The 17,337-nt window shown below is 40.6% G+C and carries 19 protein-coding genes; 12 read left to right on the top strand and 7 right to left on the bottom strand.

Annotated elements, in window-relative coordinates; translation table 11 throughout:
- The first annotated feature begins 231 nt into the window (after positions 1–231).
- From ACZ9AO_RS21540 to ACZ9AO_RS21530, 3 genes are all read left to right on the top strand, one after another.
- Positions 232–933: an LptM family lipoprotein gene (locus ACZ9AO_RS21540; protein WP_476110336.1), complete on the top strand. Its 702-nt coding sequence runs from the start codon at positions 232–234 to the stop codon at positions 931–933.
- A 258-nt stretch (positions 934–1,191) separates the two neighbouring features.
- Positions 1,192–2,061 carry an RNA polymerase sigma-70 factor gene (locus ACZ9AO_RS21535; RefSeq protein ID WP_476110334.1) on the top strand — a complete coding sequence of 290 codons (870 nt, stop codon included), beginning with the start codon at positions 1,192–1,194 and terminating at the stop codon, positions 2,059–2,061.
- 85 nt (positions 2,062–2,146) lie between these two features.
- A complete protein-coding gene (locus ACZ9AO_RS21530; RefSeq protein ID WP_054399644.1) occupies positions 2,147–2,608 on the top strand; it encodes a carboxymuconolactone decarboxylase family protein in 462 nt (153 codons plus the stop codon).
- Positions 2,609–2,917: 309 nt separating this feature from the next.
- Here ACZ9AO_RS21530 and ACZ9AO_RS21525 read toward each other — a convergent pair whose 3' ends face one another.
- The 3 genes from ACZ9AO_RS21525 to ACZ9AO_RS21515 all read right to left on the bottom strand — a co-directional run bounded on the left by ACZ9AO_RS21525 (position 2,918) and on the right by ACZ9AO_RS21515 (position 4,472).
- A complete protein-coding gene (locus ACZ9AO_RS21525) occupies positions 2,918–3,145 on the bottom strand; it encodes a hypothetical protein (protein WP_251542344.1) in 228 nt (75 codons plus the stop codon).
- Entirely contained in the window at positions 3,145–3,465 is a 321-nt protein-coding gene (locus ACZ9AO_RS21520) for a YbjQ family protein (RefSeq protein ID WP_034304199.1), read from the bottom strand. Before ACZ9AO_RS21520 ends, ACZ9AO_RS21525 begins: the two co-directional genes overlap by 1 nt.
- Positions 3,466–3,782: 317 nt before the next feature.
- The gene (locus ACZ9AO_RS21515) at positions 3,783–4,472 is read right to left on the bottom strand and encodes a response regulator transcription factor (protein WP_476110331.1); all 690 of its coding nucleotides are present in this window, start codon (positions 4,470–4,472) and stop codon (positions 3,783–3,785) included.
- Between the two features lie 672 nt (positions 4,473–5,144).
- On the opposite strand from ACZ9AO_RS21515, the gene ACZ9AO_RS21510 reads away from it, so the two are divergent.
- The 6 genes from ACZ9AO_RS21510 to ACZ9AO_RS21485 all read left to right on the top strand — a co-directional run bounded on the left by ACZ9AO_RS21510 (position 5,145) and on the right by ACZ9AO_RS21485 (position 11,779).
- On the top strand, positions 5,145–6,260 hold the full coding sequence (locus ACZ9AO_RS21510) for a GerAB/ArcD/ProY family transporter (RefSeq protein WP_476110472.1): 1,116 nt from the start codon (positions 5,145–5,147) through the stop codon (positions 6,258–6,260).
- Positions 6,261–6,504: 244 nt separating this feature from the next.
- Positions 6,505–8,262 carry a LytS/YhcK type 5TM receptor domain-containing protein gene (locus ACZ9AO_RS21505; RefSeq protein WP_476110470.1) on the top strand — a complete coding sequence of 586 codons (1,758 nt, stop codon included), beginning with the start codon at positions 6,505–6,507 and terminating at the stop codon, positions 8,260–8,262.
- Positions 8,259–9,005, top strand: a complete 747-nt coding sequence (locus ACZ9AO_RS21500) for a LytR/AlgR family response regulator transcription factor (protein ID WP_476110329.1) — start codon at positions 8,259–8,261, stop codon at positions 9,003–9,005. Before ACZ9AO_RS21505 ends, ACZ9AO_RS21500 begins: the two co-directional genes overlap by 4 nt.
- A 141-nt stretch (positions 9,006–9,146) precedes the next feature.
- Positions 9,147–10,940 (top strand): carbon starvation protein CstA, encoded by a 1,794-nt coding sequence (gene cstA / locus ACZ9AO_RS21495; RefSeq protein ID WP_048679266.1) that lies wholly within the window; start codon positions 9,147–9,149, stop codon positions 10,938–10,940.
- A 144-nt stretch (positions 10,941–11,084) separates the two neighbouring features.
- Positions 11,085–11,240, top strand: a complete 156-nt coding sequence (locus ACZ9AO_RS21490; protein ID WP_065421101.1) for a DUF1540 domain-containing protein — start codon at positions 11,085–11,087, stop codon at positions 11,238–11,240.
- 131 nt (positions 11,241–11,371) lie between these two features.
- On the top strand, positions 11,372–11,779 hold the full coding sequence (locus tag ACZ9AO_RS21485) for a hypothetical protein (RefSeq protein WP_476110326.1): 408 nt from the start codon (positions 11,372–11,374) through the stop codon (positions 11,777–11,779).
- A gap of 231 nt (positions 11,780–12,010) precedes the next feature.
- On the opposite strand, the gene ACZ9AO_RS21480 is transcribed toward ACZ9AO_RS21485, so the two are convergent.
- Together ACZ9AO_RS21480 and ACZ9AO_RS21475 are read right to left on the bottom strand one after the other, a co-directional pair.
- Positions 12,011–12,661, bottom strand: coding sequence for an O-methyltransferase (locus tag ACZ9AO_RS21480; protein WP_476110325.1), 651 nt, complete (start codon positions 12,659–12,661; stop codon positions 12,011–12,013).
- On the bottom strand, positions 12,648–12,905 hold the full coding sequence (locus ACZ9AO_RS21475; protein ID WP_476110324.1) for a hypothetical protein: 258 nt from the start codon (positions 12,903–12,905) through the stop codon (positions 12,648–12,650). Before ACZ9AO_RS21475 ends, ACZ9AO_RS21480 begins: the two co-directional genes overlap by 14 nt.
- Before the next feature lie 8 nt (positions 12,906–12,913).
- Between ACZ9AO_RS21475 and ACZ9AO_RS21470 the strand changes: the two genes are divergently transcribed.
- Positions 12,914–13,888 carry an MFS transporter gene (locus ACZ9AO_RS21470; protein WP_476110468.1) on the top strand — a complete coding sequence of 325 codons (975 nt, stop codon included), beginning with the start codon at positions 12,914–12,916 and terminating at the stop codon, positions 13,886–13,888.
- 47 nt (positions 13,889–13,935) lie between these two features.
- Here ACZ9AO_RS21470 and ACZ9AO_RS21465 read toward each other — a convergent pair whose 3' ends face one another.
- Together ACZ9AO_RS21465 and ACZ9AO_RS21460 are read right to left on the bottom strand one after the other, a co-directional pair.
- Positions 13,936–14,364, bottom strand: a complete 429-nt coding sequence (locus tag ACZ9AO_RS21465; RefSeq protein WP_202312082.1) for a MarR family winged helix-turn-helix transcriptional regulator — start codon at positions 14,362–14,364, stop codon at positions 13,936–13,938.
- A 133-nt stretch (positions 14,365–14,497) separates the two neighbouring features.
- On the bottom strand, positions 14,498–15,589 hold the full coding sequence (locus tag ACZ9AO_RS21460) for a low temperature requirement protein A (RefSeq protein WP_063594736.1): 1,092 nt from the start codon (positions 15,587–15,589) through the stop codon (positions 14,498–14,500).
- 218 nt (positions 15,590–15,807) lie between these two features.
- Between ACZ9AO_RS21460 and ACZ9AO_RS21455 the strand changes: the two genes are divergently transcribed.
- Positions 15,808–16,368 (top strand): NADPH-dependent FMN reductase, encoded by a 561-nt coding sequence (locus ACZ9AO_RS21455; RefSeq protein ID WP_251542332.1) that lies wholly within the window; start codon positions 15,808–15,810, stop codon positions 16,366–16,368.
- 173 nt (positions 16,369–16,541) lie between these two features.
- Entirely contained in the window at positions 16,542–17,183 is a 642-nt protein-coding gene (ycaC, locus tag ACZ9AO_RS21450) for an isochorismate family cysteine hydrolase YcaC (protein WP_048681500.1), read from the top strand.
- The last annotated feature ends 154 nt before the right edge of the window (positions 17,184–17,337 follow it).

The following is a 17,337-nucleotide window of genomic DNA, read 5'->3' as shown; positions in this document are numbered from 1 at the left end:
CATTATCATACATTCAAGCACTCCTATTCAAACTATCTATCGAATAGTTTACTTAAATAAAGATATGGACGCATCAAAGTGAATCAATTTCATATTTTCCTTTTTCGGAACGAGTGGAGTATCAATCGTTTTTAAGACGATAAAGTCTGATACTTCAATGAAGCACAGTGTAACTTTTTTACATATGGGACCGTATAATAATTTGTTAAAACACATGAAAAGAGGGTTCCAATGAAAAAGATATTGTTGATTTTGGCAGCTGTTTTTTTGGTAACAGGACTTAGTGCTTGTAAAGGAGTCCAGGAGGGAAATGAGGAATCTCCGCCAATTTCAGAAAAGCCAAATGATAATCCTAAGCAAACCGACGGGCTAGAAGATCCTCCAGGTGAATCGGTCGATGATCCGGCAAAAAATCTGCCAAATACGAAAACGGATACGATCATATTAGAAGGTATGGAAGAACCATTCCAATTCACGCTTCATCATAGTCAGGCATTGGGATTCTCAACCTACATCGTGGATGACATGGTCGTTGAAGAGGCTAGTTCTGGTGAAGGAGATGCAATGATTGTTTTTGCAAATTTTACAGGCAAGAGAAATGAGGATGCCAAAGTTCAGATATTTTCCAAAAGTGAGGGTACGAATGCGACAATAGAAGAACAGGCGGAGTTTGCGAGGGAAGTTGTGATAAGCAACGACTTTGAGATAAAACAGCGATCTGATAATTCGCCTAACCGATTTGATTGGTCTGAGGTGGAATTTGACATTAGTCAGAAGGGCAGTAATTATTCCATATTGGGTACAGTGTCGGTTTTTCAACATGGCGACCGCGTTTACTATGCGATCGTTCAATACCCGGAAGATTATGAAGAAGGCTTCATACCGCGGGTTGTAAAAATGTTTGATGATATCGTATGGTATGAAGCACCTTGATAAATGAGTATCCGAAAATGGGTACACCATTTTGACGGATGATGGTCATATATATGTCTAAAAAGGGGGTATAAAAAGGAATCCTGTTGAACGGTAGGGAGCTAGTTTGTCTACAGTCTGAGAGCAGCTCTTTTGCTGCTCTTTTTTGTATGATAGGATTGTCTGCTTTATTCAGATTAAGAAGGATAAATGATTGGGTTAGAGAATAATTAGTGATAGGATTTCGAAAACGAATTTGATAGAAAATAGGTGAAGCAAGTGGAGTTGGATACATTATATAAGACATATCGAACTTTTCTTTTTTCCATAGCATACCGGATGCTCGGATCGGTTACCGATGCAGAAGATATCGTTCATGATTTATTCCTGCAGCTTAAGCTTGATACCGACGAAATTAAGGACATGAAAGCATATCTTGCGAAAATCACGACAAACCGCTGTCTGAATTTTTTAAAGTCAGCCCGTAAGAGAAGAGAGGTTTACACAGGTCCTTGGCTGCCAGAACCTCGGGTAAACGAAACAGATCAGCCTCTAGATAAGGTCGTAACGGATGAAACGGTTGCATATGCCTTCCTCGTTTTGCTGGAACAGCTTTCACCTGTTGAAAGAGCGGTTTTCGTGCTTAGGGAAGCATTCACTTACAGCTATGAAGATATCGCCGAGATGCTGGAAAAGAATGAAGTGAACTGCAGAAAGATCTACAGCCGGGCTAAGCGGAAATTAGAGAATGATAGGCCCGTCCATCCGGAGGATACGAAACATGTCGATCTGTTGGCAAAAAAATTCATAAAAGCATCTGCGACAGGAAACTTTGAGGAGTTTTTGGATCTTCTTACAGAAGATGTTGTCCTTGTTACTGACGGCGGAGGTAAAGTGCTTTCTGCATTAAACCCAATTGTAACCAGACAGCGCGTATCCGCCTTTCTTAAAGGCGTTTCCGCTAAAGGAGGCTTCATAGGAGAACTTCTTCCGGTGATGGTCAATGGCCAGGAGGGAATTTTGCAAATGAAAGAAGGAAAGCCTATCAAAGTCATCTGCTTTGAATTAGATCCAAAACAAAAAAATATCCGCAAAATCTTCATTGTTACCAATCCCGATAAATTAAATCATATTCCTGTGATAGATTGAGGGGTCTTTTTTTGGGATGTCACAAATCAAACCTCTATTTTGTCTTATAAGTGGAACCTAAAAAGATTTAATGGAGGAGATTGACATGGAACAACGGATTAACTACATGAAGACAAATCGTGAAGTGGTCAAATTAATGATGGGTTTGGAGGAGTACAAGAAAACAACGGAAATCGATAGCGCATTAATCGAATTGATTAAAATTCGCGCGTCTCAAATCAATGGCTGTGCGTACTGCTTGGATATGCATACAAAGGATGCCCGGGCAATGGGTGAAACGGAACAAAGAATTTACTGTTTGAGTGCTTGGCGTGAAACACCATTCTATTCTGATTCGGAAAGGGCAGCGCTGGAATTGACGGAAGCGGTCACGGCCATTTCTGCCAACGGTGTACCTGATGAACTGTATGAGAGGGTCCGCCTTCATTTTGATGAAAAACAATATATCGATCTCGTTACCATAATCATCACCATCAACGGCTGGAACCGATTGGCCATTTCAGCCCAAAACATACCAGGGCACTATAAGCCTGTAATGGAAAAATAATGTCGTTATTAAAACCCCTTGTATGGTTACAAGGGGTCAAACTGTAGACAAACTCGATGAAAATCGAGTTTGTCTACAGTTTTTTTGCTTGTACAAATTTGGACGTTGATTTCCACTTCAGGCACTCGCTTTCCGCGGGCGGACCGGGAGCCTCCTCGGCGCACTTGCGCCTGTGGGGTCTCCCTTGGACTCGCTATTCCCGCAGGAGTCTCGCACCTTCCGTTCCAATCAACTATGTTTAAAAATTTGGATAGAACTCCTTTTGTCTACAAACTGAAACCACGTTTTTGAAAAAACGTGGCTTTTTAATTATTTTTCTTTTTTATAAAAGCGTTCACCCGTATCAGGATTATAATACACCCTTGTTTTTTCTCCTGTCACGGGGTCTATATTTATTTCACCTGTCGATTGAAATCCATCAGGAACTTTTACACCGTGATTGCGTTTAAACCGTTTATCATAGATAAAGTATCCAAGTACAATGCATAAGATAACTATAATAATTTGTAATATATAGTACCCTACGATGAATTTCATTATATTTTCTCCACAATGACGGCGGTTCCATATGCAACAATTTCGCTCATATTCGTACCGATTTCCCCAGAATCATATCTCATCATAATAATTGCGTTTGCACCCATTTCATTGGCATTTTTTATCATACGGTCCATAGCTTCTTTTCTTGAATCTTCAAGCATCGCTGTATATTGCTTGATCTCTCCGCCTACCAGGGATTTTAACCCTGCCATGATATCGCCGCCAATCCCTCTGCTTCTTACAATTAGACCGAAGGCAGGCCCTTTTACCTCTACAATTTTGTACCCTTCAATTTTTTCTGTGGTAACTACCAACACATTAATCGCCTCCGACTTATTTACTTTATTATGAAATTTTCCTGAACTGAAAGCATAAACAAATGATCCAAGTTCGCATGAAGTTTAAACATTCCCTTTAGTTCCTTTTTATCAAGCGCAATAATCATTCCTTTAAATTTTACCATAATATAAGCTTTATCCCTCTTATACAATAGGTAACATATTTCGGGTAAGCAGAAAAAATCCCATTTCGCCGAAAAGAAATGGGATTAAATTCATCAGTGTTTTTACTGCTGTTTTTTGATTGTTATATGTGTAGAGTTATGATGCTCATTGGCTTTTTATTTCTATAAGTACTATAAATTGCGGTTTTCCATCTTCACTTCATGAAGAATTTCATGCAATTTACTTTCATAATGCAAGCTGATTAATTGTGATCTGGAGGCCACGTCTAATTCTTCAAACAATTTATTTATATGGTTACGAACTGTAGAAACACTAATATTCAGATTATCAGCTATTTCTTTATCTTTGAGACCTTGCGTTATATTCTGGATGATCCGCAAATCAACTTTATGTTGCGGTTCCCTGGTGAATAAAGATGATCTATCTGTTTTTATTATTTCTTCAATTGATAATTTCTCACGATGCACATGTAATTCGTAGGAGATTTGATTAGCGAGCATTTCAGAAATCATTTTGAAATTTTCACTATCATCCGTTGTGAATATACCTACATAGCCTTGCAATTCCTTATTTTTATTTTCATGGAACGGGGAAGATATGACACTAAAATCCTTTCCGGAAATTTGATTTTTAGTTTTTACAGTAGTATTTTGCAATGAACTTAAAATAAATGCATTATTTTCAACAGATTCTTCTATAACCAATTTACATAAATCTTGATTTTCATCATTACTTTTGGCGTATAAAACATTTAGCTCTTTATCAAAGATAAATATAGCAGTTTCAAAATTAAATTCGAAATTCTTAATACTATTCAATACTTTTTTACTGATATAAATGATTTGATTTCTCAATTCCATATTCATACCTCATACTCGTTCCTAAAATGAAATAACCTGTTTACTTTCCTCGTTTAACAATAAACTATTTTTGGGTGTGAAGGGTTCCAAAAATGACAATTGCTATTTCAGAAATGATACCATCATAAACCTTCCAATCAGGTAGAGCAGAAGAAAGCGGGACAGAAGCTTTAAGGAATTCATGACAAATTATTTCATTTAAATGGATATATTTCCATCCAAGGTGAAAACATAACCGTAACGTTCATATGTCTGCCCGGCTGTTGGAGCAGCAATGAGTTGAATGAACTTGCCATCGTTACTGCCTTGGGAATGAAACAGAAGGTGGATATGCATTCGGAAGTGAATGTAACCGTTAAAGGATTCGCCATTTAGGCACCATAACAGAATCCTTTCAAAAAGAAGTCGAGGAGTAAAGATCTATGTGGGCAATCATTGGAACCGTGTTTACTGGAGCAATTATTTCATATTTTGAGATACCTCAACTTTTTAAAAATAAATGCTGGAGGGAAATCTCCGTCTTTATTCTATTGCTTTTAGTTGGTATGACGTTGAGCATTTTGTTAATTAAAGATGTTACCATTCCTAATCCCTTAGACTGGATAACAAACATTTATAATCCCTTCACATCTTTCATGGAACGGATTTTGTCTTAGGGGGGATTTATTGATTATGCTCGAGAAAGGCAAAATTAGCTCAGGAGAATTTCTTATATTGGTCATCATTTTTACAATAGGAGGTTCGATACTCAATGTACCTGCGCTGCTTGTCCATTTAGCAAAGCAGGATGCCTGGATTTCCTATATAATAACTACTCTCGTTAGTTTGTGTTTTGTTTTCTTATATAATAAATTAGCCTCGATTTATCCTTCTAAGACTTATGTCGAAGTTAATGAAAAAATATTGGGAAAATGGGTTGGGAAAGTTTCGGCACTGCTCTTTCTTTTTTATATTTTGTACCTTTTGTCCGCTTTATTGTATGAAATTGGAAGTTTTTCAACGACGCAAATCCTGGTTGGAACACCTATTGAAATGATTATGATTCTTTTTTTATTGACATGCATAATCGGTGTACGATTAGGATTGGAAGTCATCAGTCGAACTGCATTAATCTTTTTTCCTTGGATTGTCTTTATGCTTTTCATGTTATTTTTACTTCTTATCCCTGAAATCAAAGTAGAACATATTCAACCTATTTTTGAAGAAGGCATGAAACCAATTATTAAGGGCTCCTATCACACTTTAGCGCTCCCGTATGTACAGCTCGTTTTCTTTTTAATGATCATGCCCTATGTAAATGAAAAGGATGAAATGAAAAAGAACTTTTATCGAGGAACATTATTGGGAGGCTTCGTTCTATTCTTAGTGATCATTTTCTCTATCCTCGTATTGGGTATTGATATAACCGCACTGCAAAACCATCCTTCCTATAGATTGGGAAAGAGGATGAGTGTTGGTGATTTTTTGGAGCGTATTGAAGTCACTGTAGCCTTCATTTGGATTCTATCCGTGTATTTCAAGCTAACGATCTGTTATTATGGACTGTCTCTCGGGTTAGCTCAAGTTTTGGGATTAAAAAATCACAAACCTCTTCATTTCCCATTAGCATTTTTAATTTTTGCCTTCTCCATCATTACACATCCAAATACAGTACATAGTCAAAACTATACTGTAAAAGCATGGACGCCCTTTTCCTTAACCATTTGTTTTCTTCTCCCGGTGTTATTGTTGGTGATCGGAATATTGAAAAAAAAGCGATCTGATTCAAAGGGGGCCAAAGGATGTTAATAAATAATTCAATTACTGCCTTTGGTCCCTGATGTCCGATTCCTCGATAACGACTCTGAAAAAATGATTTCTTTCTATTGAAAAAGTCTTGGTATTTATAGGATTTTTTTTAGATTGAATCTAGCTTTTTCTCCGATATGGTCCCTCATTTTTTCCATGTTTTTGGAATCGTAAAAACAAAATTCGACAAGGATTTCATGGCTGGTGTAAGATGAATGAAAAAGCCAGAAATGGGGTGAATGCTTTGGTTGATTTATTACCGTCGCTGTTTGAAAAAGTGGGGATCATCGTAATTGCTGCCTTCCTGCTTTCTTATATGAAACCCTTTCGGCAAATGATAGGCCATGAACATGAAATGTCGAAGAAAATCATGTTTATCGCACTTTTTGGAACATTCGGCATCATAAGTAACTATACAGGAATCGAAATCGGAACTCATGCCATGCCGGATGGTGATTGGCATGCTGAGATTGCTCCCGATAACGCGATTGCCAACACAAGAATTATGGGCGTGGCTATCGGCGGTCTGCTGGGAGGACCCTTTGTTGGGTTGGGAGTAGGCTTGATTGCGGGGCTTCACCGTTACTTTCTCGGGGGCTTTACGGCGGGGGCTTGTGCGATCGCTGCAATTTTGGCTGGGGTTTTATCAGGTCTTTTGGGGAAAAGGCGGCGAAAGCATGGGACGATCACCCCTTGGTTTGCCCTTCCCATATGCATGGCATTGGAAGCAATCCAAATGGGCATCATCCTGGTGACGGCCAACCCCTTTGAAAGGGCATGGGAGCTCGTACAAGTAATCGGGATTCCCATGATCATCATCAATGGATTCGGGACTTTACTTTTCATGCTCATCATTCAGTCGATCACAAGGGACGAAGCACGGACACGGGCCGTACAAACCAATCTTGCGTTCCTGATTGCGGATCAGACTTTGCCCTTTTTCCGGCAAGGTTTGAATCAAACTTCATGCAAGAGAATAGCCCAAATCATCTTGGGGCTGACTGAAGCCGATGCCGTGGCCATTACCAATGAACATAGCGTGCTTGCCCATGTTGGTGCTGCGTCAGATCACCATGTCCCTAAGGTGGGGATAGCGACAGGCTTAACGAAACAGGCCCTTGAACAAGGGAAAATCATCGTGGCCAAAACAAAAAAGGACATTTATTGTTTTCATGATCAATGTCCATTACAAGCGGCCGTAGTCCTGCCGTTGCAGGTCCAACAGAAAACGGTCGGGACTTTGAAGATGTATTTCAAGCATCCGGATAAATTAAGCCAAGTGGAACAAGAGTTAGCTGAAGGATTGGCCAAGCTGTTTTCCACTCAATTGGAACTGGCAAAAGCGGAAATGCAAACGAAATTATTGAAAGATGCTGAAATTAAAGCATTGCAGGCACAGGTCCATCCTCATTTTTTATTCAATGCAATCAATACGATATCCGTTCTATGCCGGACGGATGTCGAGAAGGCAAGAAGTTTATTGCAGGAGCTCAGTGCCTTTTTTCGCTCTAATTTACAAGGGGCCCGACAAATACTGGTGCCGCTTGAAAAGGAATTAGAGCATGTTAACGCATATTTATCACTGGAGCAGGCGCGTTTTCCAGATAAATATCATATCGATTATCGCATTGAGCCAAGGCTTAAGGAAGTTCTCATCCCTCCATTCACATTGCAGCCACTTGTTGAGAATGCGGTACACCATGCATTTCCACATGTGAAAAACAAAGGTCAAATCATCATCCGCGCATACTTTAAAGACGATGCGATGCACATTGTTGTGGAGGATGACGGAAAAGGGATTCCGGGCGGGAGAATAGATGAATTGGGCAAGCATGCTGTAGAATCGGCTAAGGGAACAGGAACGGCCCTTCATAATATCAGTGAACGGCTGGAAGGGATCTATAAAGGTCAGGCCAGCCTCTCGATCGAAAGTGAAGCGGGACACGGAACCAAAGTGAACATATCAATACCACTCAGCGAGAAAGGAGTATGGCAACGATGATGAAAGCATTTATCGTAGAGGATGAACCACTGGCTAGAGATGAATTGAAATATCTATTGAAGAGAAGTAGGCAAGTTGAAGTCGTGGGTGAGGCCGAGGGGATAGAAGATGCCATGAGGGATATCTCCCGCCTTAAACCTGAACTTGTCTTTTTGGACATTGAGCTTGCAGATGGCAATGGTTTGCAGTTGGCTAAGCAATTGGCGGAACTTGACCCCGCACCTTCGCTCATTTTTGCGACCGCTTATGATGAGTTTGCCCTCCAAGCCTTCGAGTTATATGCATTTGATTATTTATTAAAGCCCTTTAATGAAAAAAGGATACGTCAAACTTTGGATAAGCTCATGAAGCAGCGTCAAATCGGGAAAGACGAATCCGGAACAGAAGCTCCCGCCAGCCGAATGGCGGTGGAACAGACAGGTAAATTGGCTGTAGTGATAGATGATCGGATCGTTTTGATCGACCGGGATCATATTTTGTTCATAGGACTCGTGGAAGGAAAGACGGTCATTAAAACCGGGAAAAATGAATATAAAATCGGCGACCCTCTCATCGTGCTTGAAAAGAAGCTCGATAAGCGCTCATTTTTACGGGTGCATCGCAGTTTTATCGTGAATGTCATCCATATATCCGAAATACAGCCTTGGTTCAACTCGACTTATAATCTCATTATGAGTGACGGATCAAACATCCCGGTAAGCCGGACGTATGTGAAGGAGCTAAAGCAGCTGATCGGTTTTTAAAAATTTTCATAATTCTGCATTTTAGCTTCATCATAATGCAGTCCATCCCTCGATATCTGCATTATAACTTGAAAACCCATTGTATTCGCTTTCATTGTGATATCATTTTTTTACGATGTAAGTAATAGAGGGGGTTCAAATATGAATGCGGTTACAATTGTCATAGGCTCCATTTGTATATTAATGATTGCCTACCGTTTATACGGGACATTCATAGCACTTAAAGTATTAAAACTTGATGATTCCAAGCCGACTCCGGCCCATAAATTAGAAGATGGAAAAGATTATGTTCCAACAAATAAATGGGTGGCATTCGGCCACCATTTTGCAGCCATTGCAGCGGCTGGTCCTTTGGTGGGACCCATCCTTGCTGCACAATTCGGGTATTTGCCAAGTTTATTATGGCTACTGATCGGGGCTGTAATCGGGGGAGCCGTCCATGATGCCGTCGTGCTTTTCGCGTCGATGCGTAAAGACGGCAAATCCCTTTCGGAAGTTGCGAAAGAAGAACTTGGACCTGTAGCAGGCTTCTGTACAGGACTCGCGATGCTTTTTATCATCACGATCACGATGGCAGGACTTTCAATGGTCGTTCTGCATGCTCTGGAAAACAATCCATGGGGGACGTTCGCTGTCGGGATAACCATTCCGATCGCCATGGGTGTAGGGCTTTACCATAAAAAAACCGGCAACCTGAAAGGGGCGACCATCGTCGGGTTCGGGCTCATCATGGCCGCAATTTTACTTGGGCCGAACATTCAAGGAACGGCATTTGGCGACTTATTGACACTTGAGGCGAGCACACTTGCCATCATTTTGCCGATCTATGCTTTCTTCGCTGCCGCCTTGCCTGTTTGGCTGCTGCTGGCACCTCGTGATTACCTTAGTACATTTATGAAAATCGGTGTATTTGCCGCATTGATTATCGGCGTTTTCGTAGTGAATCCAGAAATCCAGTTTCCTGCGTTTACCGAATTCATTAATGGCGGGGGCCCGATTGTAGCCGGTCCTGTTTGGCCATTCATTTCAATCACCATTGCCTGTGGCGCGATTTCAGGATTCCATGCATTTGTCGGATCCGGCACAACTCCAAAAATGTTAAACCGTTGGAGTGATATCAAATCCGTTGGTTTCGGAGCGATGCTTGTGGAATGTGTCGTTGCCATCATGGCATTGATTGCTGCGGTTTCATTGCAGCCAGGAGATTATTTTGCGATTAACTCCACACCTGAAGTATTTCAAACATTAGGTATGGAAACCGTACACCTTGACGAACTCAGTGAAGAAATCGGCATTAATCTGGAGGGACGGACAGGCGGGGCAGTTACACTTGCTGTCGGCATGACCTATATTTTCACCGAAATACCCTTCTTTGACAAACTGGCATCGTTTTTCTTCCAATTCGTCATCATGTTCGAGGCGGTGTTCATATTGACTGCCATCGATTCAGGGACACGTGTTGCCCGTTACTTAATCCAGGACTTCTTCGGGGAGTTCTATAAACCATTAAAACGAGTCGACTGGCTGCCGGGGAACATATTCGCCAGCGCATTAGCCTGCTTTATCTGGGGATATCTGCTTTACTCTGGGGACATCGGTTCGATCTGGGCACTCTTTGGCGTATCCAACCAGCTTATGGCTTCGATTGGACTCATCATCGGTGCGACCGTCGTACTGAAAATCGCAGACAAACGCTGGTATATCTGGACATGCCTCGTACCCCTTGCCTACTTATATGTAACAGTCAATGTAGCAGGGTACTGGATGGTGAAAAACGTATACCTGAACCCGGACTCTGCAGGATTCAGCATCTTGAACGGAATACTATCGATCACCATGTTAATCCTAGGCTTGATCATCCTGGTTGCCGCCTTGAAAAAATGGCGGGAGCTTTGGAAAATCCCTCAAGCAGAACTATTGAAAAGATCCGCATAAGCATACAAAAAATCCGGGCGGAAACTGCCCGGATTTTTGTACGTTATGACGCCCTCAATTAAAATTAAGACACCAAAACCTGAAAAAGGAAAGTATCAATAACCCCAACTTTGTTAATGATAGCAAATGAGGAGGTGTGATAAGATGGCAAAAGATGTTCTATGTGAAGTGAATAATTGTAAATATTGGGATTCTGGAAACAAATGCAGTGCAGATGCTATTTATGTTGTCAGCCATAAAGGGAAGCAAGCATCAAATAGCAAAGAAACGGATTGCAAAACATTTGATCCAGAAATTTAAAACATCGGGGGTAACCATCAACTGGTTACCCTTCTTTCATTTTATTATTGATAATAAAAATCATTTTCATTCAAGAATATAGAAATTCATTTTATTTTTCTTCATGAAAAGGATATTTGTGTGACAATATCGTGAGTTTGAGCGGTTTACTCGTGAATTTAAGCAGTTTACTCGTGAGTTTGGGCAGTTTACTCGTGAGTTTGAGCCGTTTACTCGTGAGTTTAGGCAGTTTACTCGTGAGTTTGGGCGGTTTACTCATGAGTTTAGGCAGTTTACTCGTGAGTTTGGGCAGTTTACTCGTGAGTTTAGGCAGTTTACTCGTGAGTTTGGGCCGTTTACTCGTGAGTTTGAGCCGTTTACTCGTGAGTTTGGGCCGTTTACTCGTGAGTTTGAGCCGTTTACTCGTGAGTTTAGGCAGTTTACTCGTGAGTTTGGGCGGTTTACTCGTGAATTTAAGCAGTTTACTCGTGAGTTTGGGCAGTTTACTCGTGAGTTTGAGCCGTTTACTCGTGAGTTTGAGCCGTTTACTCGTGAATTAAGCAGTTTTACTAGTGAATTCGCACATTACTCGAGAGATTGATCGATAAACTCTGGTTTGATTGATATAAACTTAAGTTTGATCGATATAGTTCAAAGTTTGGTCGATAAAATCAAGAGTTCGTGCGATATCCCCATGAATTCGCAGTTTACTCGTGAATTTGGGCAGTTTACTCGTGAGTTTGAGCAATTTACTCGTGAATTCGAGCAATTTACTCGTGAATTTGCACTATTTACTCGTTAGTTTGATCGATTACTTTTGAAAGGGTCAGTCCATCACCAATTGGGATTAGCATGGATTGCAGTTGAGGATGTTTGGCCACCGTTTCATTGAATGACTTCATAAAGGCAGTGTGACGTTTAGGTTCAGCATCTGGATCTGCGACTCTGCCCCTTGCAAGTACGTTATCCATGACGATTAAAGCACCCGACTCTGCCAGTTTAATGCAATATTGCAGGTAATTTTCATAATTGTCCTTGTCAGCATCTATAAAGAAGAAATCAAATTTCTTGTTATCACGAGCGAGTTTTTCAAGGCTTTGCAGGGCTTCTCCGGTCATATAGGATACTTGATCGCCAAAGCCAGCTTTGGTTAGTTTGCGATAAGCCAATTTTGCGTATTCCTCCTTTAATTCAAGGGAGGTTAATTTTCCTTCGCTGCCGAATCCCCTGGCAAGGCAAATCCCGCTATAGCCTCCAAGAGCGCCTATTTCCAACACATTTTTAGCTCCTGAAATGGATATAAGCATGGTAAGAAGTTTTCCAGATGAGGGAGATACCGAAATGGACGGCATTCCGTTTTCTTGTATGGACGCAATGACTTCTTCCAAAAGATCATCTTTAGTATAAAATAATGAATCGATATAACTGTTAATTTGTTTCATTCATTTCCATTCCTTTCTCATTGGAAGTTTCCTTTTCTTCATTGCCCTTTTCGGCTGCTTCTTCATTTTCTTGTATTTCAAATAATTGAATGAATTCGTTGATTAACATATCAATCGCTTTTAATTCACCGACTAAGATTTGCTGAATGGATTGAAATTCTGGTTGATCTAACTGTTCCTTAATGGTTGAACGTTTAAGGTTCATCATGTCTAAAAAAGCGATGGCTCTTCCGCGGCGGGGCAATGGGCGTGATGGGCTTAGTCATCTTGGCGGGTCCAGCATTCGGTCCTACATTGGCAGGGATGATTTTAGATACGCTATCATGGCCTTGGATATTCTGGTTTACGATTCCATTTTTGTTATTCTCGCTTATCTTCGGCTATATCTATATTCCGAATGTCAATGAAACCAGGAATGTATCAATCGATATCTTGTCAGTCGTGTTATCGACGATTGGCTTTGGTGGAGTTGTATACGGTGTAAGCGTAGGCGGGGATCATGGTTGGACGAGTATGACGGTAATTGGCACGATCATCGTTGGATTGATCGCCCTGGTTCTCTTTGCAATCCGTCAAACGAAGATGGAAAACCCAATGTTGAATTTAAAAGCATTCAAATACCCGTTATTTGTGCTAGGTCTAGCGATGAACATGATTACGTTCCTTAACATGTTATCGATGCTGGTTGTGTTACCCATGTATATGCAAATGGCGCTATTGGTATCTGCGTTCGCCACTGGGCTGATCATGCTGCCAGGCAGTCTATTAAACTGTGTTTTTGCCCCGATCATCGGCCGGCTATTCGATAAATATGGACCACGTTCCGTAATTACACCAGGAACGATTCTGGTCGTCATTGGCTATGGGCTATATGCAATGTATGGAACGGACACAGCACTATGGATCATGGTTGTTACGCATATCGTGATGATGCTTGGCATTGGCATGGTACTTGCTTCCGTACAAACGAATACATTGAATGCATTGCCAAAACAATTCTATCCGGATGGCATTGCGATTACGCAAACATCTCAACAAGTATCGGGGGCAATTGGCATAGCGGTCATGGTGTCTCTATTCTCTGCGAAGCAAAATGGCTACTTGAATGATGTGGCAAATGATTTACCGTCAGCTGCTGCCTCTGGTTCATCACTTGTATTTAAAATTAGTTTGATTTTCGCCATCGTGAATGTGGTGCTTTCATTGTTCATGAAAAAACCGAAGTAACAAAAATAAAAAAACAGATCACCTTTCAAACGGGTGATCTGTTTTTCTTATTTTTGGACTTTACTAAGTAAATCCAATAGCTGCTGTTTTTCCGTCTCATTCAAGTTGGCAAACTGTGACGCCTGAAAATGCTCTTGTTTTGGAACGACTTCATGAAAGAACTCTTTACCTTGCTCAGTCAATGACAGGTATTTTGTCTTCCATTCCTGCTCCCGTTTAATCAATCCCAACTCTTCCATTTTCCTTAATAGTTGAGTGATATTGCCTTTCGTTACAAAAAGCTTGTTTGCCAGTTCTTGCTGAGACAATCGTTCATGGGAACCCACTTGAACCAAGATATCAAATTGGGCTGCCGATAGATTCCATTTCTTTAAATGTTGATTGGATTCCCGGATACTCTGGTTATATATCCGTGTGATCCGGAACCATAACATTAAACCTAGTCTTTCCTCATTATTAGATGTGGAGGGATGCATGAATGTCACCTCATACTTTCTTTGTTCCAATCAGTTTATGAATAAACCAATTGTGTGTCAAATGCAAAAAATTCCAACTTCCATATGAAGAAACCAGTATTATCGTATGATACTGGTTTCTTTGATTCCTTTATTATGTAGTCGTTAATTTAGCATAGATGATAAAGAACAGTGTTAATTCGGCTATTATCACAATATTCGGTACCCCGACAAACAAATTAAAAATAAAAAAGACAGCTAAAATCCCTAAAAATAACCCTAAATGATATATTTGCAACCGCTGGTGCTTATGTCTATATTGGTGGAAAACAAATGTGGCTGACATGAAATAGAGCAATACGGAACCAAAAACAAAATAGAGGATAAATGAATAATGGACCTCATGTAAAAACAATAACCTGATGGCTGCTGCAATCATGCTTATAGACATTAAAATAAACAGGTGACCGTAAATGATGATTTGGCCGGAAGATTGTACAGACTTGTCGACTTTCTTGTCCATATTATCGAAATATTGCCACCACATGGCTATTATCAGGGCAAATGAAATGATGGAGAAGGCAATCGAATCCCAATTTCCTTGTTTAGGTTGAATGACCGCAAGCGTGCTGACAAGAGCTTCCCCAAAGAGAATGATGGTAAATAGGCCAAAGCGCTCCAACAGGTGGGCCGTATTTGTAGGCACCTTTTCTAAGCACTTTCTTCCAAGGATCGGGACAATGATATCGACCAGGATGCCCAAATACAACACAGCATACCGAAGCCAAGAATCAAAAAAAACGGAGAATAATGAAATGGCGATTCCAATCCAAAAATACCTTCCCAAAAAGAGTGCTGCCTTTTTTCGAAATCCCTCTTCTATCCGCTGTACAACAAGATATTGGATAGCAGTAACGGCTCTTAAACCAATATAACCAATTAAAAAAGAAAGGTAATAAGGATCAAAATCAGCAGATAAGCTTGATGTCATGATCAGGACAAAAAACATTTGCAATATTAAAAATAGCCGTTGATGAAATACATCCTTTCCAAACCGGTTAATAAATATGGTTTGCCCTACCCAAGCCCACCAGATAGGAATAAAAATCAGCACGAACTTTAATAAATACTCTGGATGGATATATCCATCTTCAACATGCAGTAAAACATGAGTTGCGCCCGCAACGGCCGCCACAAATAACAAATCATAAAAGAGCTCTAACCATGTAACTTTCTTTTCATCCATTTCTGTACTCCTCCCAACGCCTTATAGGTTATAGTATGTTGGAAATATTCAGAAAAAGGAAGGGGCCAATATAACTTTGGGGTAAGATATGAATGTCTTTTAACCCAATATTAAGTTAAGCCAAATTTAGTACATACAAGCGTGTAATTAGGAATAACGTTACTTTTTTAACATTGGTATATTATGGTACTATAGGAGACAAACAGGGAGGGAAGTAGATGACCAGAACCATCGGCCTTATTTGCGGTAGTTTACGTGAAAATTCTTATAATCGGATCATTGCTCAATCATTGACGGATATGGTTGATTCGTATCAATTTCGCTGGATCGAAATTAATGATCTTCCGTTGTTTAACGAAGACCTAGAAATAAGTGGGGTTCCAGAAACAGTGACATCATTTAAATCCGCCATCCAGGGCGTCGACGGTATCATTATCGTAAGTCCAGAGTACAATTCTGGAATGCCAGGTGTATTAAAAAATGCATTGGACTGGGCATCAAGACCTCGGGAGTCCGCCGTCCTTACCCAAAAACCAGTTGGCCTGATTGGAGCTACTCCAGGTGGAATGGGTACTGCATTTGCTCAAATGCAAATCAGGCAAGTACTGGAAGCCATGCAAGTACATGTCCTTCCATTTCAAAAAATGCTGATTTCGCAAGTACATAAAAAGATTGATTCTGATCGGAAAGTGCTTACCGACGATCAAACAAAACGTTATCTTGAGCGTTATTTACAACAATTCATTCATTGGATCGATCACACTCCAGCTATAGATTAATCAATAATCAATGATTCTTACTATATATATGATTGACAGGCTATAAGTTTATAGATAAACTTAGAACAACAATCAGTTAAGTCATAAACTGATTGGAACCAACGGAGGAGTTGGGGGATTTCCCTACATATGAACTTTCTTCGATAGCTTTTAATAAAAGGAGGACTTTAAAAATGTCTGATCTCTATTCCCGTCTTTCCAAAGATGATGCTGCCGTTCTTCTGGTGGATCATCAAACCGGTCTTATTTCCGGGCTAGTGCGTGATTATGGTGTTGATGAATTCAAGAACAATGTCATGGCCCTTGCCAACACAGCAAAGTTTTTTGATTTACCAGTCATTTTAACGACAAGCTTTGAAAACGGACCAAACGGACCGCTCATGCAAGAATTGGAAGAACTTTTTCCTCACGCACCAAAAATAGCTCGGCCTGGACAAATTAACGCATGGGATAATGAAGATTTTGTTAAAGCAATCGAAGAAACTGGAAAAAAGCAACTAATCATCGCGGGCGTGGTTACAGATGTCTGCGTCGCTTTCCCGGCACTATCCGCTTTGAACGCCGGTTATGAAGTATTTGCTGTCACTGATGCGTCTGGAACAGTCAGCAAACAAGTAGCTGATGCAGCATTAGCGCGTATGGCCCATGGCGGTGTGCAGCTTATGAACTGGTTTAGCGTAGCATGCGAATTACAACGCGATTGGCGCAACGATGTCGAAGGTTTTGGTGCTTTACTTTCCAGCCAGCTTCCTGGTTATCAAAATATCATCGGAAGCTATAGGGGAGCGCAGCGCGACTTCAGCAAGCAGATCTAGAGATGACGCACCGATTAAATAAAGAGGGGATATTTGTTCCCTCTCGGACTGTAGGCAAGCTTGATCTGACCCAATAAAGTTAGACATATAATTTAAGCAGCTTCTAAGACCTGAGTTCGGTATTCTATCGGACTCAGGTCTTTTAATTTTACCT

Source organism: Peribacillus sp. TE19612 (assembly GCF_056279465.1).
Note: the sequence above shows the minus strand (reverse complement) of the source record. Positions and strands in the feature narration are given on the sequence as shown.